Source organism: Pseudomonas sp. NUPR-001, assembly GCF_052147955.1.
GTDB lineage: Bacteria > Pseudomonadota > Gammaproteobacteria > Pseudomonadales > Pseudomonadaceae > Aquipseudomonas.
The window spans coordinates 1,488,075-1,506,121 of the sequence record NZ_CP197353.1 but is presented as its reverse complement, the minus strand read 5'-3'; the positions used below and the strand labels follow the sequence as shown (position 1 = coordinate 1,506,121).

The 18,047-nt window shown below is 61.1% G+C and carries 15 protein-coding genes; 4 read left to right on the top strand and 11 right to left on the bottom strand.

The window, feature by feature from the left end:
* Positions 1 to 5: 5 nt before the first annotated feature.
* Positions 6 to 3,488, bottom strand: coding sequence for a T6SS effector BTH_I2691 family protein (locus ACP6KB_RS06965; RefSeq protein ID WP_442112821.1), 3,483 nt, complete (start codon positions 3,486 to 3,488; stop codon positions 6 to 8).
* Between the two features lie 366 nt (positions 3,489 to 3,854).
* Here ACP6KB_RS06965 and ACP6KB_RS06960 point away from each other — a divergent pair, with 366 nt between their 5' ends.
* The gene (locus ACP6KB_RS06960; protein WP_442112819.1) at positions 3,855 to 7,328 is read left to right on the top strand and encodes a hybrid sensor histidine kinase/response regulator; all 3,474 of its coding nucleotides are present in this window, start codon (positions 3,855 to 3,857) and stop codon (positions 7,326 to 7,328) included.
* Here ACP6KB_RS06960 and rmuC read toward each other — a convergent pair.
* Both rmuC and ACP6KB_RS06950 read right to left on the bottom strand, forming a co-directional pair.
* Positions 7,300 to 8,688: a DNA recombination protein RmuC gene (gene rmuC / locus ACP6KB_RS06955; RefSeq protein ID WP_442114268.1), complete on the bottom strand. Its 1,389-nt coding sequence runs from the start codon at positions 8,686 to 8,688 to the stop codon at positions 7,300 to 7,302. The two genes, ACP6KB_RS06960 and rmuC, sit on opposite strands and share 29 nt — an antisense overlap.
* A gap of 179 nt (positions 8,689 to 8,867) precedes the next feature.
* Positions 8,868 to 9,296, bottom strand: a complete 429-nt coding sequence (locus tag ACP6KB_RS06950; RefSeq protein ID WP_442112817.1) for a tetratricopeptide repeat protein — start codon at positions 9,294 to 9,296, stop codon at positions 8,868 to 8,870.
* A gap of 954 nt (positions 9,297 to 10,250) precedes the next feature.
* Here ACP6KB_RS06950 and ACP6KB_RS06945 point away from each other — a divergent pair.
* The 3 genes from ACP6KB_RS06945 (at position 10,251) to ACP6KB_RS06935 (ending at position 12,676) form a co-directional block, all read left to right on the top strand.
* Positions 10,251 to 10,475 carry a hypothetical protein gene (locus tag ACP6KB_RS06945; protein ID WP_442112815.1) on the top strand — a complete coding sequence of 75 codons (225 nt, stop codon included), beginning with the start codon at positions 10,251 to 10,253 and terminating at the stop codon, positions 10,473 to 10,475.
* 312 nt (positions 10,476 to 10,787) lie between these two features.
* Positions 10,788 to 11,270, top strand: a complete 483-nt coding sequence (locus ACP6KB_RS06940; protein WP_442112813.1) for a hypothetical protein — start codon at positions 10,788 to 10,790, stop codon at positions 11,268 to 11,270.
* 146 nt (positions 11,271 to 11,416) lie between these two features.
* Entirely contained in the window at positions 11,417 to 12,676 is a 1,260-nt protein-coding gene (locus tag ACP6KB_RS06935; RefSeq protein ID WP_442112811.1) for an OmpP1/FadL family transporter, read from the top strand.
* A 57-nt stretch (positions 12,677 to 12,733) separates the two neighbouring features.
* On the opposite strand, the gene ACP6KB_RS06930 is transcribed toward ACP6KB_RS06935, so the two are convergent.
* From ACP6KB_RS06930 to cobU, 8 genes are all read right to left on the bottom strand, one after another.
* On the bottom strand, positions 12,734 to 13,291 hold the full coding sequence (locus ACP6KB_RS06930; protein ID WP_442112809.1) for a glutathione peroxidase: 558 nt from the start codon (positions 13,289 to 13,291) through the stop codon (positions 12,734 to 12,736).
* Positions 13,292 to 13,334: 43 nt separating this feature from the next.
* Positions 13,335 to 13,457: a hypothetical protein gene (locus ACP6KB_RS06925; RefSeq protein ID WP_442112807.1), complete on the bottom strand. Its 123-nt coding sequence runs from the start codon at positions 13,455 to 13,457 to the stop codon at positions 13,335 to 13,337.
* The gene (locus ACP6KB_RS06920) at positions 13,454 to 14,656 is read right to left on the bottom strand and encodes an MFS transporter (protein ID WP_442112805.1); all 1,203 of its coding nucleotides are present in this window, start codon (positions 14,654 to 14,656) and stop codon (positions 13,454 to 13,456) included. Before ACP6KB_RS06920 ends, ACP6KB_RS06925 begins: the two co-directional genes overlap by 4 nt.
* A 64-nt stretch (positions 14,657 to 14,720) precedes the next feature.
* On the bottom strand, positions 14,721 to 15,125 hold the full coding sequence (locus ACP6KB_RS06915) for a MarR family winged helix-turn-helix transcriptional regulator (protein WP_442112803.1): 405 nt from the start codon (positions 15,123 to 15,125) through the stop codon (positions 14,721 to 14,723).
* A gap of 51 nt (positions 15,126 to 15,176) precedes the next feature.
* A complete protein-coding gene (locus tag ACP6KB_RS06910; RefSeq protein ID WP_442114267.1) occupies positions 15,177 to 15,905 on the bottom strand; it encodes an adenosylcobinamide-GDP ribazoletransferase in 729 nt (242 codons plus the stop codon).
* Position 15,906: 1 nt separating this feature from the next.
* The gene (cobC, locus tag ACP6KB_RS06905) at positions 15,907 to 16,476 is read right to left on the bottom strand and encodes an alpha-ribazole phosphatase family protein (RefSeq protein ID WP_442112801.1); all 570 of its coding nucleotides are present in this window, start codon (positions 16,474 to 16,476) and stop codon (positions 15,907 to 15,909) included.
* Entirely contained in the window at positions 16,473 to 17,528 is a 1,056-nt protein-coding gene (gene cobT, locus ACP6KB_RS06900) for a nicotinate-nucleotide--dimethylbenzimidazole phosphoribosyltransferase (protein ID WP_442112799.1), read from the bottom strand. The genes cobC and cobT overlap by 4 nt, the downstream gene beginning before the upstream one ends.
* Entirely contained in the window at positions 17,525 to 18,046 is a 522-nt protein-coding gene (gene cobU / locus ACP6KB_RS06895; RefSeq protein ID WP_442112797.1) for a bifunctional adenosylcobinamide kinase/adenosylcobinamide-phosphate guanylyltransferase, read from the bottom strand. Before cobU ends, cobT begins: the two co-directional genes overlap by 4 nt.
* Position 18,047: the final 1 nt, after the last annotated feature.

Below are 18,047 nucleotides of genomic sequence, written 5' to 3'. Positions count from 1 at the left end.
TAGACTCAACCATCACTTGAATTGGGGACTGACAACTTCAACAGCTTGCTGCACGGGCTATAGATCACAACACGGTCTTTTTCCCGCAACTCCCCGCTTACGGCAGCGTTGACTCGGTCAGCTTCACTCGCCGCCCATTTCAGTGCCAACCGGAACATGTAACTGTGGCCGCTTGAGCCCTGCCACACACCGGACGGGTATTTAACCTCTAGCTCAAGAAGCGGGTTATCCGTCGGATCATTGATCCAAACTTGCCATAGGCGGTGTTGATCCTGCGGGGCGTAAGTGAAATCGGTTAAGCGCAGGCTGCTGCCCGGAACACTGGGCAACTCTCCCAGTAGCTTCGGATCGACCCAATGGCCATTTAGAAACTGATCGTAAAACCTGTTGTGCTCGAAGTCCGTGAGGTTTTCTTCCAATGTCCACCGGTTCACGACCGTCGGTTGTAGGGTCAACTCTTTACCCGCCAACGCTACCGGCACTTGAATCTGCACCCAGAAGCCCAGCCACCTCCTGAGAGCACGCTCACCGTCTTTATAAAAAGCTCTTCCCACTACCGTCGGGCGCTGCAAGGTTTCCAGCAACGCGTGCATCTGCTTGAGATGATTGCCATCGCCTCGCCATTCTGGGATTGACCCGCGCCCCCAACTGCAACGGTACAGCCACAAACGCAGGCCCTCGCGCTTGAAACGGTTGGCGGCCATGGAGACCAGAAAATAGGCAATACCCAGCAGCGCAATAATGATCGTCACTGGCGTCGACATTACCCAGGAGAAACCCAACCAATAGCCGAGGCCTGCACCGATAGTTTGTATGCCTGCAACCAGGGCCATTAGTGAGACGACACCAAGCTTCGTCCAAAGTAGTGAGCTTTCTATCTCACTAGCGGCATTGCCTGCGTCTTCGAAGATCTGCCAGGCCTCAAGACCTGCCGCAACAGCCCCCAAAGCAGCCCACGTCACAGTGCGTAAAATCAGACCTTTCGACACCGTAGCAAGCTCGTTTGCCGCCGCAGCTTGGGCGCTCCCTGCGGAGGCAGCTTTGTACTTTGCAATCCATGCCGAGTAGCTTGCCTGGGCAACTTTCAGCGTTTCATCGCTCAACTTCCCAACCATCCCCCCCGCCCGACTCCAAGCCGGCCCAACCCACAACGCCGCCAGCGCATTCCCCGCATACGCCGCATTCGCCCCCATCACCCGCCATTCATCCGCAGTGAACTGCCCGTCGTTTTGCGCCTGTTGGGCACTGCTCCACAGGTTCCACGCGTTCAGGCCCACCAGCACCGTCGGCAGGGCACTGCCGAGGTTCTGCGCCATCCAGGCTTTGGTCCGCGTCAGGTATTCACGTGTGCCCAGCAGTTTCAGTTGTGCCGTCACTTCGTTCTGGCCGAGGTTTTCGAACCAGTGGTTGATTTGCCACAGGCTGACTTCCAGGCGGGTGCTGCCCGAGGCTTTGGCGATGATCTGGATCGGGCGTTCGAGGAACCGCGCTTGCCGCTGTTGTTCAAGGATCTGCAGCGATCGACGCGCGGCGCGCTGGTCGTACACCTGTCCGGGGGTGTGCAGCACACGTTTGACGCCAGCGATCTGGTTATTCAGGGCTTGCACGTGCAGCAACCAGGCTTGGAACGCACGCGGGTAGGCGGGGTTGAACAGCAGTTGGGTGGTGCTGGCGATTTCCGTGGAGATCAGTACCTGGGTCGCGACGAGTGCAAACGCCGTGTGCTGTTTCATCGCCGGCAGCAGCAGGCCGCTCAGGCCATGCCAGGCCTCACGGGCCTGGTGGTTGGCGACCTCGATCAGGCTGCTCATGGCCTCGCGGGTGACACTGCTCACGGCCTGGTACAGCCGGCTGTTGCGCACGCTTTCGAGGTCGAACACCGATTTCAGTTCATTGACGCGGGTGGTCATGCTGGTGGCGTCGCCCGACGAAGACGGCGTCAGCGCCCCGCTGCTGCCATCGCCTTGACGGCCCTGGTCGTCAAGGGTGCCGTAGGTGGTGAAGTTGTGCGACAGGGTGCGGATCAGGCTGGCCAGTTCCGCGTTGAAGTTGAACAGTGCCAGGCCAAACAGGGTGCTCGGGCGCTCGGCCTGCTGGCACAGCCACTGTTGCCCTTGCTGGCCATTGCCGAGCAAGGTGTAGAGCATGTGCGCGGTTTCCAGCAACTGGCGGGCCTGCTCGCGATTGCAGGTGTCGTGGTACACCGCTTCGGCGCTGGGGCTGAGGCGATTGAGCCAGGTGAGCAGGTCGGCTTCGCTGCGCTGGCAATGCGCTTGCAGTTGTTGCGCCTCGACGCGGACCTCGCTCAGGTAACGACGCAGGTCATCAAAGCGCACGTCTTCGCGCCATAAGCGCTTGGCGTTCCATTCTTCCAGGGCGGCTTGCCAATCCGCGTGGGCCGGCAGATGCCCCCAAGTCTGCTTGAAGCGGGCCTGGGCGGCGCTGACTTCCTTGGCCGCGCCCATCATCACCAGCTGTTCCTCCTCGGCCGGGACCATGTCCTTGGCGCGTTCAAGCTCGTCAAAGGTGCCCAGCAGGCGGTACAGGTCGTCGCTGTAGGCCTGGCGCTGCAGCGGGTCGTGCAGGGTTTCGGGGATAAAGGCTTCGGTATCGAAACCACACAAGCGCTCGACGGCCAGGGCGCTTTCCAGGCTGGCTTGGTGCACGCTGTCGAACGCCTGCTGTTCCTGCAGGCGACCGGAGAGGTTCATGCTCAGGTCGTCGATCAGGGCCAACGGGTCGTCCAGGGCGATGTACAGCGCGGTGTCTTGCTCAGGCACCCGGCCGCGCACCAAGGCTTCTTCGAAGGCCGGTTTATACGGCTGGCCCGGCGCGCCGGCGATGGTCGGCAACAGTGTGCTGGTGAAGGTTGGTGCGCTGGCGCCGAACACGTAAATGTCCGCGACACTGTTGCCCAATCCGGTCAACTTGCCGCCGTGCTCGGTTTTGCCGTTGGCACAATAGGCCGGCAGATCAAGGGCGCGCATCCACCGGCTTTGGGCAGCAGGGTTGCTGCGCATCAGTTCGCACATCCGCCAGGTCCATTGCACTGGCGAGTAGGCGATGCGCAGTTGGCTGCGCCGCGGGTACAGCAGGTACGGCTGGGTTTCGCCCGGGTTGTGGCGGGCATCCTGATACAGCTGGGCGTCGGTCCACAGGTGGCGGGTGAAACGCTCTGCGCTGACCTGGTATTCATGGAAGGTCTGGTCGCTGTTGTTCCACACATACAGCCAGCCATCGCGCAACTGGCGCAGGGTGTAGCTGCGGGTATGCAGTTCCGGCAGTTTGCCTGTCCAGCCCTTGGGCAGCGGGTTGGGCCCTTGGTTGCTGCCTTTGCTGTGCGGTGATTCGTCCAGTGCATAGCGCACCGGGAAAATCGACACGTCGGGGTGGCGGAAGGCGCATTTACCGATGCCCAGCGGCGCGTTGGTGAATTCCTGGTTGCGCCGGGCCTGGTTCAGTTCGGCTTCTGTTACGGGCGGGTACATAGCGCTTCCTTGTTGACGATTTGCGGGACGGGCTGAGCAAAGCCAACGGAAACGCTACAGGGTGCAAAAAAAAATTGATGTCAGACGCGTCTGAAAATGCTCTCGGTGGGAGCGGGCTTGCCCCGCGATAGCGATCGTTCAGCCACACCGTATCGCGGGGCAAGCCCGCTCCCACTTGGAAATAAAGACTCTGTAGAAGCGGGCACTGCGGTGAATGGCACGGTCTTCGTCCGTGTTCGCAAGGCACGCCGCTCCTCCAACCTGCGACGCTCTGCCACTGCTACCATGGTCGGCGCTGACGAAGCGTCAACGGCGTGCCAGACTGATTGATCGAGGTTCGCTGCATTTTTCTGTTTCGGAGTTGTCATGTCGCTGTCCAGTGGGCTGATCGCTATGGTCGCCCTGGCCTATATGGCCATCATGTTCGCTATCGCATTCTATGGTGACCGCCGTAAAACGCCGCTGCCACCGCGTCTGCGCGCATGGGTGTACAGCCTGTCGCTGGCGGTGTACTGCACCAGCTGGACCTTCTTCGGCGCTGTTGGCCAGTCCGCCGAACAACTCTGGGCGTTCCTGCCGATCTATTTAGGCCCGGTGCTGTTGTTGCTGTTCGCGCCCTGGGTCTTGCAGAAGATGGTGCTGATCAGCAAGCAGGAGAACATCACCTCGATTGCCGACTTCATCGCTGCCCGTTACGGCAAGTCGCAATCACTGGCGGTGGTGGTGGCGCTGATCTGCCTGGTCGGTGTGCTGCCCTATATCGCTTTGCAGCTCAAAGGCATTGTGCTCGGCGTCAACCTGCTGATCGGTGCCAGCGCCGACGCCACTGGCAGCCGCGTTCAAGACACGGCATTGGTGGTGTCGCTGGTGCTGGCGCTGTTCTCGATTGTGTTTGGTACCCGCAGCCTGGACGTGACCGAGCACCACCGCGGTATGGTGCTGGCGATTGCTTTCGAATCGCTGGTCAAGCTGTTGGCGTTTCTGGCCGTTGGCGCCTTCATTACCTTCGGCCTGTATAACGGATTCGAAGACCTGTTCAGCAAAGCGCATCTGGCACCACGCCTGGAAGGTTTCTGGAAAGAGACCATCAATTGGCCGTCGATGATTGTGCAGACTGGCGTGGCGATGATGGCGATTATCTGTCTGCCGCGTCAGTTCCATGTCACCGTGGTAGAGAACATCGAGCCACAGGATCTGCGCCTGGCCCGCTGGGTGTTTCCGACCTATCTGATTCTGGCAGCACTGTTTGTGGTGCCCATTGCCCTGGCCGGGCAGATGCTCTTGCCGGGCGTCATCCCGGACTCTTACGTCATCAGCCTGCCGCTGGCTGAGGCCCATCCGGCGCTGGCCTTGCTGGCATTCATTGGCGGTGCCTCGGCCGCTACCGGCATGGTGATTGTTGAGGCGGTGGCGCTGTCGACCATGGTTTCCAACGACATGTTGCTGCCATGGTTGCTGCGACGCAACAACGCCGAGCGGCCGTTCGAAGTGTTCCGCCACTGGATGCTCTCGGTACGCCGGGTGACCATCGTGGTGATTTTGCTGCTGGCTTATGTCAGCTACCGCCTGCTTGGCTCTACCGCCAGCCTGGCCACCATTGGCCAGGTCGCCTTTGCTGCGGTTACCCAGTTGACCCCGGCCATGCTCGGCGCACTGTACTGGAAACAGGCCAACCGCCGTGGCGTGTTTGCCGGTCTGGCGGCCGGCATCTTCCTGTGGTTCTACACCCTGGTGCTGCCGATTGCCGCCCACAGCGTTGGCTGGTCACTGGACCTGTTCCCGGGCCTGGCCTGGCTGCACGGCAACCCGCTGGACTTGCCAATCACCCCGCTGACCCAGGGCGTTGTACTGTCACTGGCGGGCAACTTCACCCTGTTCGCCTGGGTCTCGATCCTGTCGCGCACCCGAGTCTCCGAACACTGGCAAGCCGGCCGTTTCATTGGCCAACAAACCAGCGCCCGACCCAACAGCCGCTCATTGCTGGCGGTGCAGATCGAAGACCTGCTTGAACTGGCCGCCCGCTTTGTCGGGGAAGAACGCGCTCGGCAAAGTTTCATCCGCTTTGCCTATCGACAAGGCAAAGGCTTCAACCCCAACCAGAACGCTGACGGTGACTGGATCGAACACACCGAACGCTTGCTCGCCGGTGTCCTCGGCGCTTCTTCGACGCGTGCGGTGGTCAAGGCGGCGATCGAAGGCCGCGACATGCAGCTGGAAGACGTGGTGCGCATCGCCGACGAAGCCTCGGAAGTGCTGCAGTTCAACCGCGCCCTGTTGCAAGGCGCGATCGAGAACATCAGCCAGGGCATCAGTGTGGTCGACCAGAACCTGCACCTGGTGGCGTGGAACCGTCGTTATCTGGAGCTGTTCAATTACCCGGATGGCTTGATCAGCGTTGGCCGCCCGATTGCCGACATCATCCGCTACAACGCCGAACGCGGCCTGTGCGGACCGGGCGAAGCCCAGGTGCATGTGGCGCGCCGTCTGCACTGGATGCGCCAGGGCCGCGCCCACACTTCTGAGCGACTGTTCCCCAACGGCCGGGTGATCGAACTGATCGGCAACCCCATGCCCGGCGGTGGTTTCGTGATGAGCTTCACCGACATCACCCCGTTCCGCGAAGCCGAACAAGCGCTCAAGGATGCCAACGAGGGCCTCGAACAGCGGGTTGCTGAACGTACCCAGGAACTGTCGCAGCTGAACCAGGCACTAACCGAAGCCAAGAGCCACGCCGAGGCCGCCAACCAATCGAAAACCCGCTTCCTGGCGGCCGTCAGCCATGACTTGATGCAACCGCTGAACGCTGCCCGGCTGTTCTCCGCCGCCCTCTCGCACCAGGGCGACGGGCTTTCGGCCGACGCCCAGCAACTGGTCCAGCACCTGGACAGCTCGCTGCGTTCTGCCGAAGAACTGATCAGCGACCTGCTCGACATCTCGCGCCTGGAAAACGGCAAGATCACCCCTGATCCAAAGCCCTTCGCCCTTAACGAGCTGTTCGACACCCTGGGCGCCGAATTCAAGGTGCTGGCCCAGCAACAGGGCCTGGACTTCCGTGTGCGTGGCAGCCGTTTGCGGGTGCACAGCGACATGAAGCTGCTGCGGCGGATTTTGCAGAACTTCCTCACCAACGCTTTCCGCTATGGCAAAAGCCCGATCCTCCTGGGCGTACGCCGCACCCAGGGCAAGCTGTGGCTGGAAGTCTGGGACCGTGGCCCGGGCATTGCCGATGACAAGCTGCAGGTGATCTTCGAAGAATTCAAACGCCTGGACAGCCACCAGACCCGTGCCGAAAAAGGCCTGGGCCTGGGCCTGGCGATCGCCGATGGCTTGTGCCGGGTACTCGGTCACTCACTGGAAGTGCGCTCCTGGCCCGGCAAAGGCAGCGTGTTCCGTGTCAGCGTGCCGCTGGCCACCGCCCCGGCCGCCGTGGCCGCAACGCCTGCCGAACAAGCCGGTCAGCCGCTGGCGGGCATGCAGGTGCTGTGTGTCGATAACGAAGACAGCATCCTGATCGGCATGAACAGCCTGCTCAGTCGCTGGGGTTGCCAGGTCTGGACCGCGCGCAATCAACAAGAGTGCGATGCCTTGCTGAACAAGGGCATGCGCCCTCACCTGGCCTTGGTGGATTACCATCTGGACGATGGCGAAACCGGTACCGAGTTGATGGCCTGGCTACGCACCCGCCTGGGCGAGCCGGTTCCCGGCGTGGTAATCAGTGCCGACGGCCGTAGCGAAACCGTGGCCCAGGTGCACGCCGCCGGCCTCGACTTTCTGGCCAAGCCGGTCAAGCCGGCCGCCTTGCGCGCCCTGCTCAATCGGCATCTGAGCCTGGTCCAGTAAGGGCGCTGGCGGCCAGCGGGTCGCCTTCGCTCATTGCGCGCTCAAGCAAATCGGCCGGCAGACTCTTGCTGGCCCTGGCCCCCAACAACTTGAGCTGCTCGCTACGGCTGATCAGGTTGCCACGCCCTTCACACAGCTTATTGCGCGCTGCACTGTAGGCTTTATCGACCTGCTGCAAACGGCTACCCAGTTCGTCCAGGTCCTGGATGAACAGCACGAACTTGTCGTAGAGCCAGCCCGCACGCTCGGCGATTTCCCGGGCGTTCTGGCTCTGGCGCTCCTGTTTCCACAAGCTGTCGATCACCCTTAGCGTGGCAAGCAAGGTGGTCGGGCTGACAATCACGATTTGCCGGTCAAAGGCTTCCTGAAACAGGTTCGGCTCGGCCTGCAGCGCTGCCGAGAACGCCGCCTCGATCGGTACGAAGAGGAGGACGAAATCGAGGCTGTGCAAGCCTTCCAGGCGGTTGTAATCCTTGCCCGACAATCCTTTGACATGATTACGCAGCGACAGCACATGCTGCTTCAGTGCCGCCTGGGCAATTTCACTGTCATCGGCGGCAACATACTGCTGATAGGCCGTCAGGCTGACCTTGGAATCGACGACCACCTGTTTATCGCCAGGCAACATAATCAGCACGTCTGGCTGGAAGCGCTCACCGTCGGCGCTCTTGAGACTGACCTGGGTCTGGTATTCGCGGCCCTTCTCCAGGCCTGCATGCTCCAGCACACGCTCCAGAATCAGCTCACCCCAGTTACCTTGGGTTTTCTGGCCTTTCAGCGCCTGGGTCAGGTTGGTCGCTTCATCGCTCAGGCGCAGGTTCAGTTGCTGCAGGCGCTCCAGCTCCTTGGCCAACGAGAAACGCTCCCTGGCCTCTTGCTGGTAGCTGTCTTCAACACGCTTTTCAAATGCCTGAATGCGCTCTTTGAGCGGGTCAAGCAGTTGCCCCAGATGCTGCTGGCTGGTCTGGGCGAAACGCTGCTCGCGCTCATCAAAGATTTTCGTCGCCATTTCGGCGAACTGGGCGCGCAGCTCGTCACGCGAGCCTTGCAGGTCATCCAGACGCTGCTGATGACTGTCTTGCTGCTCGCGCAGCTCGGCACTCAGGGCTGCACTCTGTGCATCCAGACGCCGCAATTCAGCCTCGCGCGCCGTACGCTCGAGCTGCCAGGCATGCGCGGCATCGCGGGCATTGTCGCGGTCGATATGCAACAGCTCCAGTTCACGCGCCTGTGCTGCCAGCGTGGCTTGCTTGGCGGCATTGGCCTGGCTCAGGTCGCTGATTTCGTCGCGACTGGCATCGAGTTGGGCGAGCACACCCTCTTGAGCCATCTGCGCGCTGCTCAGGCGCTCCTCAAGCAACGCGGCCTGCGCCTCACGGGCGGCCAGGCGCCGTTGCTGTTGAAACACCCAGCCCAGGGTTGGCACTGCGGCCACCACCATGCCCAGCACAATGCTGGTCAGATCAAACGCTATTGCCACCCCAATTCCCCCGGCTCCATTCAACGCCTGAGCTTATCAGCCTTGTCAGCTTGCTGCAGTCAGGCGTCGGGCAGTTGCTTGAGCAAACGTCGCGCTTCCTGCGAGCCCTGCGACGCTGCCAGCTCCAGCCAGTAGCGGGCTTGTTCGGGCTCATTGATCTGCGCTTGAGCGCATAGCCGACCGTATTCGAGTTGGGCACGCCGGTCGCCGGCACGGGCAGCCTGACGCAACAGGTCGTGACCGATACGCCGGTCGCGGGCATTGCCACAGTCACGACAGAGCATCTGCCCAAGACGGCTTTGCGCAACCACCACACCCTGACGCGCAGGTTGCTTGAGCAGGCGCCCGGCAAAATGTTTGACGTTAGGGTTGTCGCCCAGCCGAGGGCTATCGAGCAGCCACAAGGCTACTTTCAACGAAAAGCGCTTGGGCTCGGGCAAAGGGGGTGGTGTGGAAGAAATTGCAGGAATTTTGGCGCGGAACTTCATAACCAACAGCGAAGGCAACTCGAGAGGCGCGCCACTCTACTCCTTTTTTCGACCAATGGCCCGAGTTGGGCCGATACTTTTTTCAAAATATTTCAGCTTTTTTTGTTGACCTCGATGACGGAAATTTTCTCCACCAGAAGTCTGTTCGACGATTGTCGGACACATCGGAAAAACCTAGCACGCCCGTCCTAGAGCAAGCGCTCGGGACAATCCACAGAAGCTGTGGATAACTCGGTGGACAACCCCCTCCAAGACCCCGCAAACCCCCATAGAATGGGGCTCCGGCTCAAACTGTCGATTTTTTCACCAGCTAAAATAAGTGTTTTTTTTCATTGACTTAAGACCTCAGCCAAGTCATCGACAGCCTAACCAGGGAGTGTTGCAGGGCTGTAACATCGATTGCGCCAAGTGTGTACAACCGCCCCAAAGGAAGGCACTTCGTTGCACGAATTTGGCACGTTCCCTGCGTTTCCCTCCTGCGCAGGCCCTTCCCAACCCGGGAAAAACACGAGATACTGGCCGGCTCCTCGAACGACAAGTCAGCATTCCTTGCCAACTGATGGCTTGTGCTGTAGTCTTGCCGCCGTTAGTACCAAGCTGAAAGTCAATTCTGGCCAAAGCAGTCCTTACAGCGCCCTGCTCCACCTTGGAACAGCGCCTGTTGAAACCAGGACCGGCCCACTTGATGGCTCCCACGTAAATCACTTCTTACGCTGACCGAGCCAACCTGCAGAATGATCAGGATCTTCACCCCGTGGCATAGAACCTCGACCCGGCGTGTTGCCTGTCCTCCGACGTACCTACCAGTCAGCCCCAGCGCCACCTATAAATGCGCCCAAAACTGGCTGCCCTGTTCCAGTCAGGTTCTTCGCCACGGCTAAATCCGGGCGTTACTGGAACGTTTTAAGTGTGCACGGATCGAATCCGTGTCTATTGCAGGAACATCTAATAACTATGACTCACTCTATCCATACTCAGGCTGCGATTCGCACCCTTTCCCAGGCATTTGCCCCATTGAACTGCTTGATCCTGGCGTCGCGCAAAGGCGGCTTCAGCTTCACCCTGGTCAACGAGCACGGCATTGCCCGTCACAGCGAGCGACTGTACCCCGAGCAGTACAGCCAATCCGAGCCGCTTCAAGCGGTCATCGAGCGCACCCGTCAGGCCCTGACCGCCTGATCGCGCTTCGCTGCAACAGCTCAAGCCCCGCCACTGTGCGGGGCTTTTTATTACCTGTGTTCGAGCCGATTCACAGTCACTGTGGGAGCGGCCTTGCGCCGCGAAAGGGACAGCCCACTAAGCCAAAGCTAATCACTCCACGGCATATGATTTATAACTAAAAGCCGCAAATGTTTTAAAAACAGCCCTTTACAGCGCGAAGATGACACTACACTTCAACTCAAGCGGCCAGCACCGCTTCCGGCGGACCTGACCGACTCTCCAGCTGCCAAGCTCCAGCGTCCGCCGGTCAAATTCAAGTTCGAGGGTGTTATGGGTATCGCCGCGAGCGAGTTAAGCCAATTTGTCATCCGCCCGACCCTGATCTACCTGGGCCGCCACTGCGCAAGCGCCGAAGCTTTGTTGCTCGGTGTTGCAGCCAGCCAGTCAGCACTAGGCTCTGCCCTGCATGATCGACGCGGCCACGGGCTGTACCGAATTGGCGAGTTGCGCCACCAAAGTATCTGGGACCAATTTCTGGCCCGTGACCCGGAACTGGCCAGCCTGGTGCGCGGCCTGGCCAGCCAGCACGCCTTCCTCAGCGGCCCGCACCTGGAACTGACCGTCAACCTGCGCTACGCCACGGCCATCGCCTGGATGCTGATCGAAGAACAAGCCCCGCAACTCCCCGATGCCGACGATCTGCTCGGTCTGGCACGTATCTGGCGCCAGACTTTCCAACCTCAGGGACGCCTGCGCGATTTCACTTGCGCCTGGCAAACCTGCATCGCCCCTGTGACTCTTCAGGCCTGCTGATAGTCACTGAAACCCACATTCGGAAAACTCCTACCAATCTGGTTGGATTGTCCTACAAAACCGCTCTATCTCCTGCGATACAGCCTATAGCGCTGCGGGCGAAATGTTGGTAATTTTCGCCCCGGAGATCCCAAGGAGTTCTAATAATGAAAAAAGTAATGCTCAAATCGTCTCTCGGCCTCGCCATCACTCTTGCCTCGACTCAACTGTTCGCCAGCGGCTTTGCCCTTAACGAACAAAGCGTCAGCGGCATGGGCACAGGTTTCGCGGGGCGTTCGTCTTCTGCCGATGATGCCAGCACCGTATTCGGCAACCCTGCCGGTATGTCGCGCCTGAAACGTGAACAGGTTACCGTTGGTGGCGCAGCCGTGATTGCCAAGTCCGACATCTCCGGTGGCGGCTTCCCAGGCGGCACTACCGATGGCGACATGGTGCCTTTCGTGGGCGTGCCTATGGGTTACTACGTCAAGCCGCTGGATGACAACTGGAGCGTCGGCTTCGGTGTCTACGTCCCATTCGGCCTGGTAACCGACTACGAAAGCACTGCTGCCAGCCGCTACTACGGCAAGAAAAGCTACGTTGAAGTCGTCACCTTCCAGCCAACCGTCAGCTACGCCTTCAACGACAAGGTGTCGATCGGTTTCGGCCCGACCATCAACAAGATCAAGGGCGAGCTGAGCTCCAACACCATCAACCCCTTCACCCCGGGTTCCAATGATGGTGAAGTGAAGATCAAAGGTGACGATACCGCCGTTGGTTACAACATCGGTGTGCTCGTCCAGGCCACCGACAAAACCCGCGTCGGCCTGACCTACCACTCGATGGTCGATTACAAGCTCGAAGGTAACACCAAGATCAACAACGCCCTGATCGGCCCGTTCAGCGGCAGCAAGTTCGACGCTGAGCTGAAGATCAAAACCCCAGAGTCGGTCGACATGTCGGTCACCCACGAGCTGGATGATCAGTGGACCCTCTACGCGGGCAGCACCTGGACTCGCTGGAGCCGCCTGGAAGCGATCACGGTAAACAACGATGTGCCTGCGCCACTGAATCCTCAGTTCGGCACCATCAGCGAAGACCAGAACTGGCACGACACCTGGGCTCACGCCATCGGTGCTTCGTACAAGCTGAACAAAGAGTGGGTACTGCGCACCGGTTTCACCGTCGACCAGTCGCCAACCAACAACCACGACCGTTCGCCACGCATTCCAACTGGCGACCGCAAGGTCATCAGCTTCGGTGCCGGCTACAGCCCGAACGAAGACATGACCATCGACCTGGCCTACTCCTACCTGTGGGAAGAAGACACCAAGGTCAACCTGGCCAGCCAAACCAAGGGCACCTACAAGGCCAAGTACGAGAACAGCGCTCACGGCCTGGGTGCGTCGCTCACCTACCGCTTCTGATTCAACGCTGGCAACACAAAAAACCGCCGATATCGGCGGTTTTTTTATATGCGGATGTCAGGGCTGCGAAGCAATGGCTTTCTCGATCGCGGCGGTAAACTCAGGGTCGTCCGGCTTGGTCAGGCTGGAAAAACTGGCAACCACCTTGCCCTGGCGATCGACCACATACTTGTAGAAGTTCCACTTCGGCGCGCTGCTCTGGTCGGCGAGCTTCTTGAACAGTGGAATGGCGTCACTGCCCCGCACCGGCTGGGCCTTGGTCATGGTGAAGGTTACGCCGTAGTTGGCATAACACACCTTGGCAGTTTTTTCGGCGTCAGTGTCCTCTTGCTTGAAGTCATTGGACGGCACCCCAAGCATTTCCAGACCCTGCTCATGATAAGCCTTGTAGACACTTTCCAGGCCTTCGAACTGAGGCGCGAAACCGCAATAGCTGGCGGTATTGACCACCACCAGCGGCTTACCGGCAAAGCGTTTGCACAGGTCGAGCTGCTCCTTGCCCCGCAGTTCCGGCAGGCTGCCTTGCGTTTCATACAGCGCTGGACACCCAGCCGCCTGCGCGCCTGCCGCAGCCATCAGGGTGAACAGCGGAACCAATATCCAGCGTGTGCGCATTGTTGTCTCTCCTTTGAGCCGGCATCTGCCATTGAGGATACGCTTAGCACACGCCCATGCCCAACTGCATCAACGCCAGGCCGCCCTCTTGCCAGCCCCACCACACCAGCAGCAGTAGCAGCAGTGCGGCCAGGGCCAGCAGCCCGCGCAGCGCCACGCGGCTCATGCCGCTTGCGCCTGCAAGCGCGCCACCGGACGCTCCCGCACCGGCCAGTTAAGCGCTGCGGCCAACAGGCTGAGCAGGATCGAGATCTGCCAGACCAGGTCGTAGTTGCCGGTCTGGTCGTACACCACGCCACCCAGCCAACCGCCCAGAAATGCCCCCAATTGATGGAACAGGAACACGATACCGCCGAGCATCGACAGGTTGCGCACGCCGAACAGCGTGGCGACTGTACCGTTGGTCAGCGGCACGGTCGACAGCCACAGCAAGCCCATGGCAATGCCGAACAGGTAAGCGCTGAACTGTGTCACCGGCGCCCACAGGAACAACACAATCACTACCGCGCGCAACAGATAAAGCGCCGTCAGCAGGCGCGGCTTGGACATCCGCCCGCCCAGCCAACCTGCGGTGTAGGTGCCGACAATATTGAACAGCCCCACCAAGGCCAGCACCGTGGTACCAATGGTGGCCGGCAGGTGCTGATCGACCAAGTAGGCCGGTAGGTGGACACCGATGAACACCACCTGGAAACCACAAACGAAAAAGCCCAGCGCCAGCAGCCAGAAGCCGGAATGCGAACAGGCTTCACGCAGCGCCTGACCAAGGCTCTGCTCGGCACCGTTGCTCGGCAGTGGACGGTCTTTCAACAAGCTCACCATCGGCACAATGAACGCCACCAGCAAGCCCAGCACCAGCAAGGCCGCCGACCAGCCCAGCCAACCAATCAGGCCAAGGGTGCCCGGCAACATGGCGAACTGACCGAACGACCCCGCCGCGCTGGCAATACCCATGGCCATGCTGCGTTTCTCCGCCGGTACCGCGCGGCCAACCACACCGAGAATCACCGAAAACGAGGTGCCGGACAGGCCAATACCAATCAACAAGCCAGCGCTCAATGACAGGGTGAGCGCCGAATCGGACATGCCCATCAGCACCAGCCCGGTGGCGTAGAGAATGCCGCCGACCATCACTACTTTCGCCGCGCCCAGGCGATCAGCCAGGGCTCCGGCAAAGGGTTGCGCCAGGCCCCAGATCAGGTTCTGCAAGGCTATGGCGAAGGCGAACACTTCACGCCCCCAGCCAAACTCGGCACTCATCGGCGCCAGAAACAGGCCGAAGCCATGCCGCACGCCCAGCGACAGCGCCAGAATCAACGCTGCGCCGAGGAGAATCCACCCACTGGTTCGCCATACCGATGTCATTATTGTTTTCTCCACAGCACCGCAAGGTTATGCGGGTATATACCCGCTTTAGGTCGGAAAAAGCTCAAGCAAGCAGCTCCAGCAAACGCACCAGCTCATCACGCTGGCCTTCACCCAAGGTGTCGATCAAACTGATCTGCGCCTTTTCCCACGCTGGCTCTGCCAGGCACAGACGTTCATGGCCCTGCGCTGTCAGCAATACCAGACGATTACGCAAATCACGGCCTTCGGCTAAGGCCACCAGCCCTTCAGCTTCCAGCACCCGCAGGTTACGCCCCAGGGTACTGCGATCCAGCCCCATGGCCTCGGCCAGGGTGGAAATGCTCGGCTGATCGAGGCGGCGCAAATGACGCAACAGGGAAAACTGCGCGACGTTGATCCCGAAGCCTTCGAGGGCCTCGTCGTAATGTCGGCTAACCCCACGGGCCGCTCGACGCAGGTGGGTGCAGATGCATTCGCTGGTCAACATGAATACGTGTATATACCCGCATCTATTCAGGTGCAAGCATTTCCTGCTCGACTACAACGCCAGACTTAGCAACACCGCCAACTCCAGCAACTCCAGTAACGCGCCAGCAGTATCGCCGGTGGTTCCGCCCAGTCGACGCATCATCAAGCGACGCAAGCAGAAAAACACGACGCCCGCCGCAGCCAGCACATACAGACCTTGCGGGCCTGTCAGGCCCAAACACAGCACGCCACTGGCCAGCAGTACCCACCAGCCACTGCGTCGCGGCAGATGCTCGGCCAGCGCCTGTCCCAATCCACCTGCGCGCACATACGGTGTGGTGAGAAACAGCCCGAGCATGGCGGTTCGGCCCAAAAGTGGCGCTACCATCAACAACAGCCCTTGGCCACGCTCGACCAACACCAACAAGGCGCAGAACTTGAGCAGCAACACCAGCACCAGAGTCACCACCGCGATCGGCCCGCTGCGTGGGTCTTTCATGATCTGCAGGGTGCGTTCGCGGTCACCGAAGCCGCCTAACCAGGCATCGGCACTGTCGGCCAGGCCATCAAGGTGCAAGGCGCCACTGAGCAGCACCCAGGCACTGAGCAACAGGGCCGTGTGCAACAGCAGCGGGCTGCCGTCGAGTGCGGTATTCAGCCCCCACAGCAGCACGCCAAACACGAATCCCACCGCTGGGTAAAACAGCAGCGAGCGCCCCATCTGCTCGGCTGTCGGCATCCCCGGCAGGCGTACAGGCAGGCTGCTTAGAAATTGCAGGGCTATCCAGAACGCCAGCATCTTAGAGCGCTTCTCGCAGAGTGCCATCGGCCAGCACTTCAAGGCGGCACAGGGCGCCATGGCCGACTTCTACTTGCAGCAGTTGTTCACGCGGCAAGCCCCTGGCACGCGCCAGCAACAGGCGCATCACACCGCCGTGGGTGACCAGCAACACATGCTTGCCGGCATACTCAGCACGCAAGGCGGCAAGTGCCGTCAGTACACGCGCAGAAAAGTCGCTGACCGGCTCTCCCGCTGGCGGGGTGAAGCTGTAGGGGTCAGCCCAGAACTGACCCAATTGCTGCTCGTGGGTGAGCATCAAGTCAGCGGCGCTACGCCCTTCCCACTCACCAAAATGCAACTCTTGCAGCCCGGGCGCCAAGTGCACCGGCAGGCCTCGCTGCTCACCCAGCAACTGGGCAAATCGTGCGCAACGCTGCAACGGGGAACTGACCAAGACCTGCCAGGGCCCGGCCGTGTCCACTGCGGCCTGCATCTGCGCCCAGCCCTTGGCGGTCAGCGCATCATCCAGGCTACCGCGCAGCCCGCCACCAAGTTCGGTTTCGCCGTGGCGCAACAGGTCGATGATCATGCCGGGCGATCCGCCACGGCCGCTTCGGCGAAAGTCGCCATTTGCCCGTGCAGGTCGCAGGCCAGGCGCAGCAACGGCACCGCCAGCGCCGCGCCACTGCCCTCGCCCAGGCGCAAGCCCAGCGCCAGCAGCGGCTCGGCCTGCAACGCGTCCAGCACCCGGCGATGCCCAGGCTCAGCGCCGCAGTGGCCAAACAACAGCCAGTCACGGCAATCCGGGTTGAGGCGCACAGCCACCAACGCAGCGACCGTGCAGATAAAACCATCAACCAGTACCGCGACTCCGGCTTGCGCGCAGCCCAGATAAGCCCCTACCAAGGCGGCGATTTCAAAGCCGCCAAAGCAGAACAAGCGCCGCAACGGGTCATCTGCCAGGCCTGCGTGCAGTGCCAACGCCCGCTCGATAACCTCGGCCTTATGCGCAACCCCTGCGCCATCCAGGCCGGTACCCGGGCCACTGAGTTCGCTGGCCGGGCAGCCCAGCAAGGCACATGCGAGTGCGCTGGCAGCGGTGGTGTTGCCAATGCCCATCTCACCGCCAATGAACAGCCGGGCGCCACAGGCGGCAGCACGCAAGGCAGCGTCTCGCCCGCCCTGCAGCGCCTGCAGGCCCTGCTCACGGGTCATCGCCGGGGCCTTGGCAAAGTTCGCTGTACCGGGCCCCACGCGCAGGTGACGCACACCCGGCAGGTTCAGGTCCGGGTCGATGGTGCCCAGGTCAACGACTTCCAGCTGGGCATTGAGCTGACGCGCCAGCACGCTGATCGCCGCGCCACCGGCGACAAAATTCTGCAGCATCTGCCCGGTGACCGCCTGCGGATAGGCGGAAATGCCTTCGGCCACCACGCCATGGTCACCGGCGAAGATCGCAATGCTGACCTGTTCCACACTGGGCTTGAGTTGCCCCTGCAGTCCGGCAAGTTGCACCGCAAGCGACTCCAGGCGGCCAAGCGAGCCGCTGGGTTTGGTCAATTGTTGCTGACGCGCCAACGCCTGCTGGCGGGCAGCAGGATCGACGGCACGGCAGGCATCAAGCCACCAGGTCTGACTCATGGTGCGGTTCCTTTCAAAGTAAGTGGCAGACCAGCGACCGCCAGCACTACCCGCTGGCAGCGCTCGGCAATGGCCTGGTGCAGCCAGCCGGCTTCATCGACATAGCGACGCGTCAGCTCACCCAGTGGCACCACGCCCAGACCGGTCTCGTTGCTGACCAGAATGATCTCGCCCGGAAGCGTGTCGAGGCACTCGAGCAACGCCGTGCGCTCAGCGAGCAGGCGCTCGGGGTTGTCCAGCATCAGCAGGTTGGTCAGCCACAGGGTCAGGCAGTCAACCAGCAGGCAGCGATCGGCGCTGGCATTGGCGCGCAGCACCTGCGCCAGGGCCAGCGGCTCCTCGATCAGCCCCCAACTGGCCGGGCGACGCTCACGGTGCAGTTGCACCCGGGCATTCATTTCACCGTCCAGCGGCTCGCTGGTGGCGATGTAGGTCACCGGCAAGCCGCTGCGTTCGGCCAATTGCTCGGCCAGGCGGCTCTTGCCGGAACGGGCACCGCCGAGAATCAGATTGAGCATG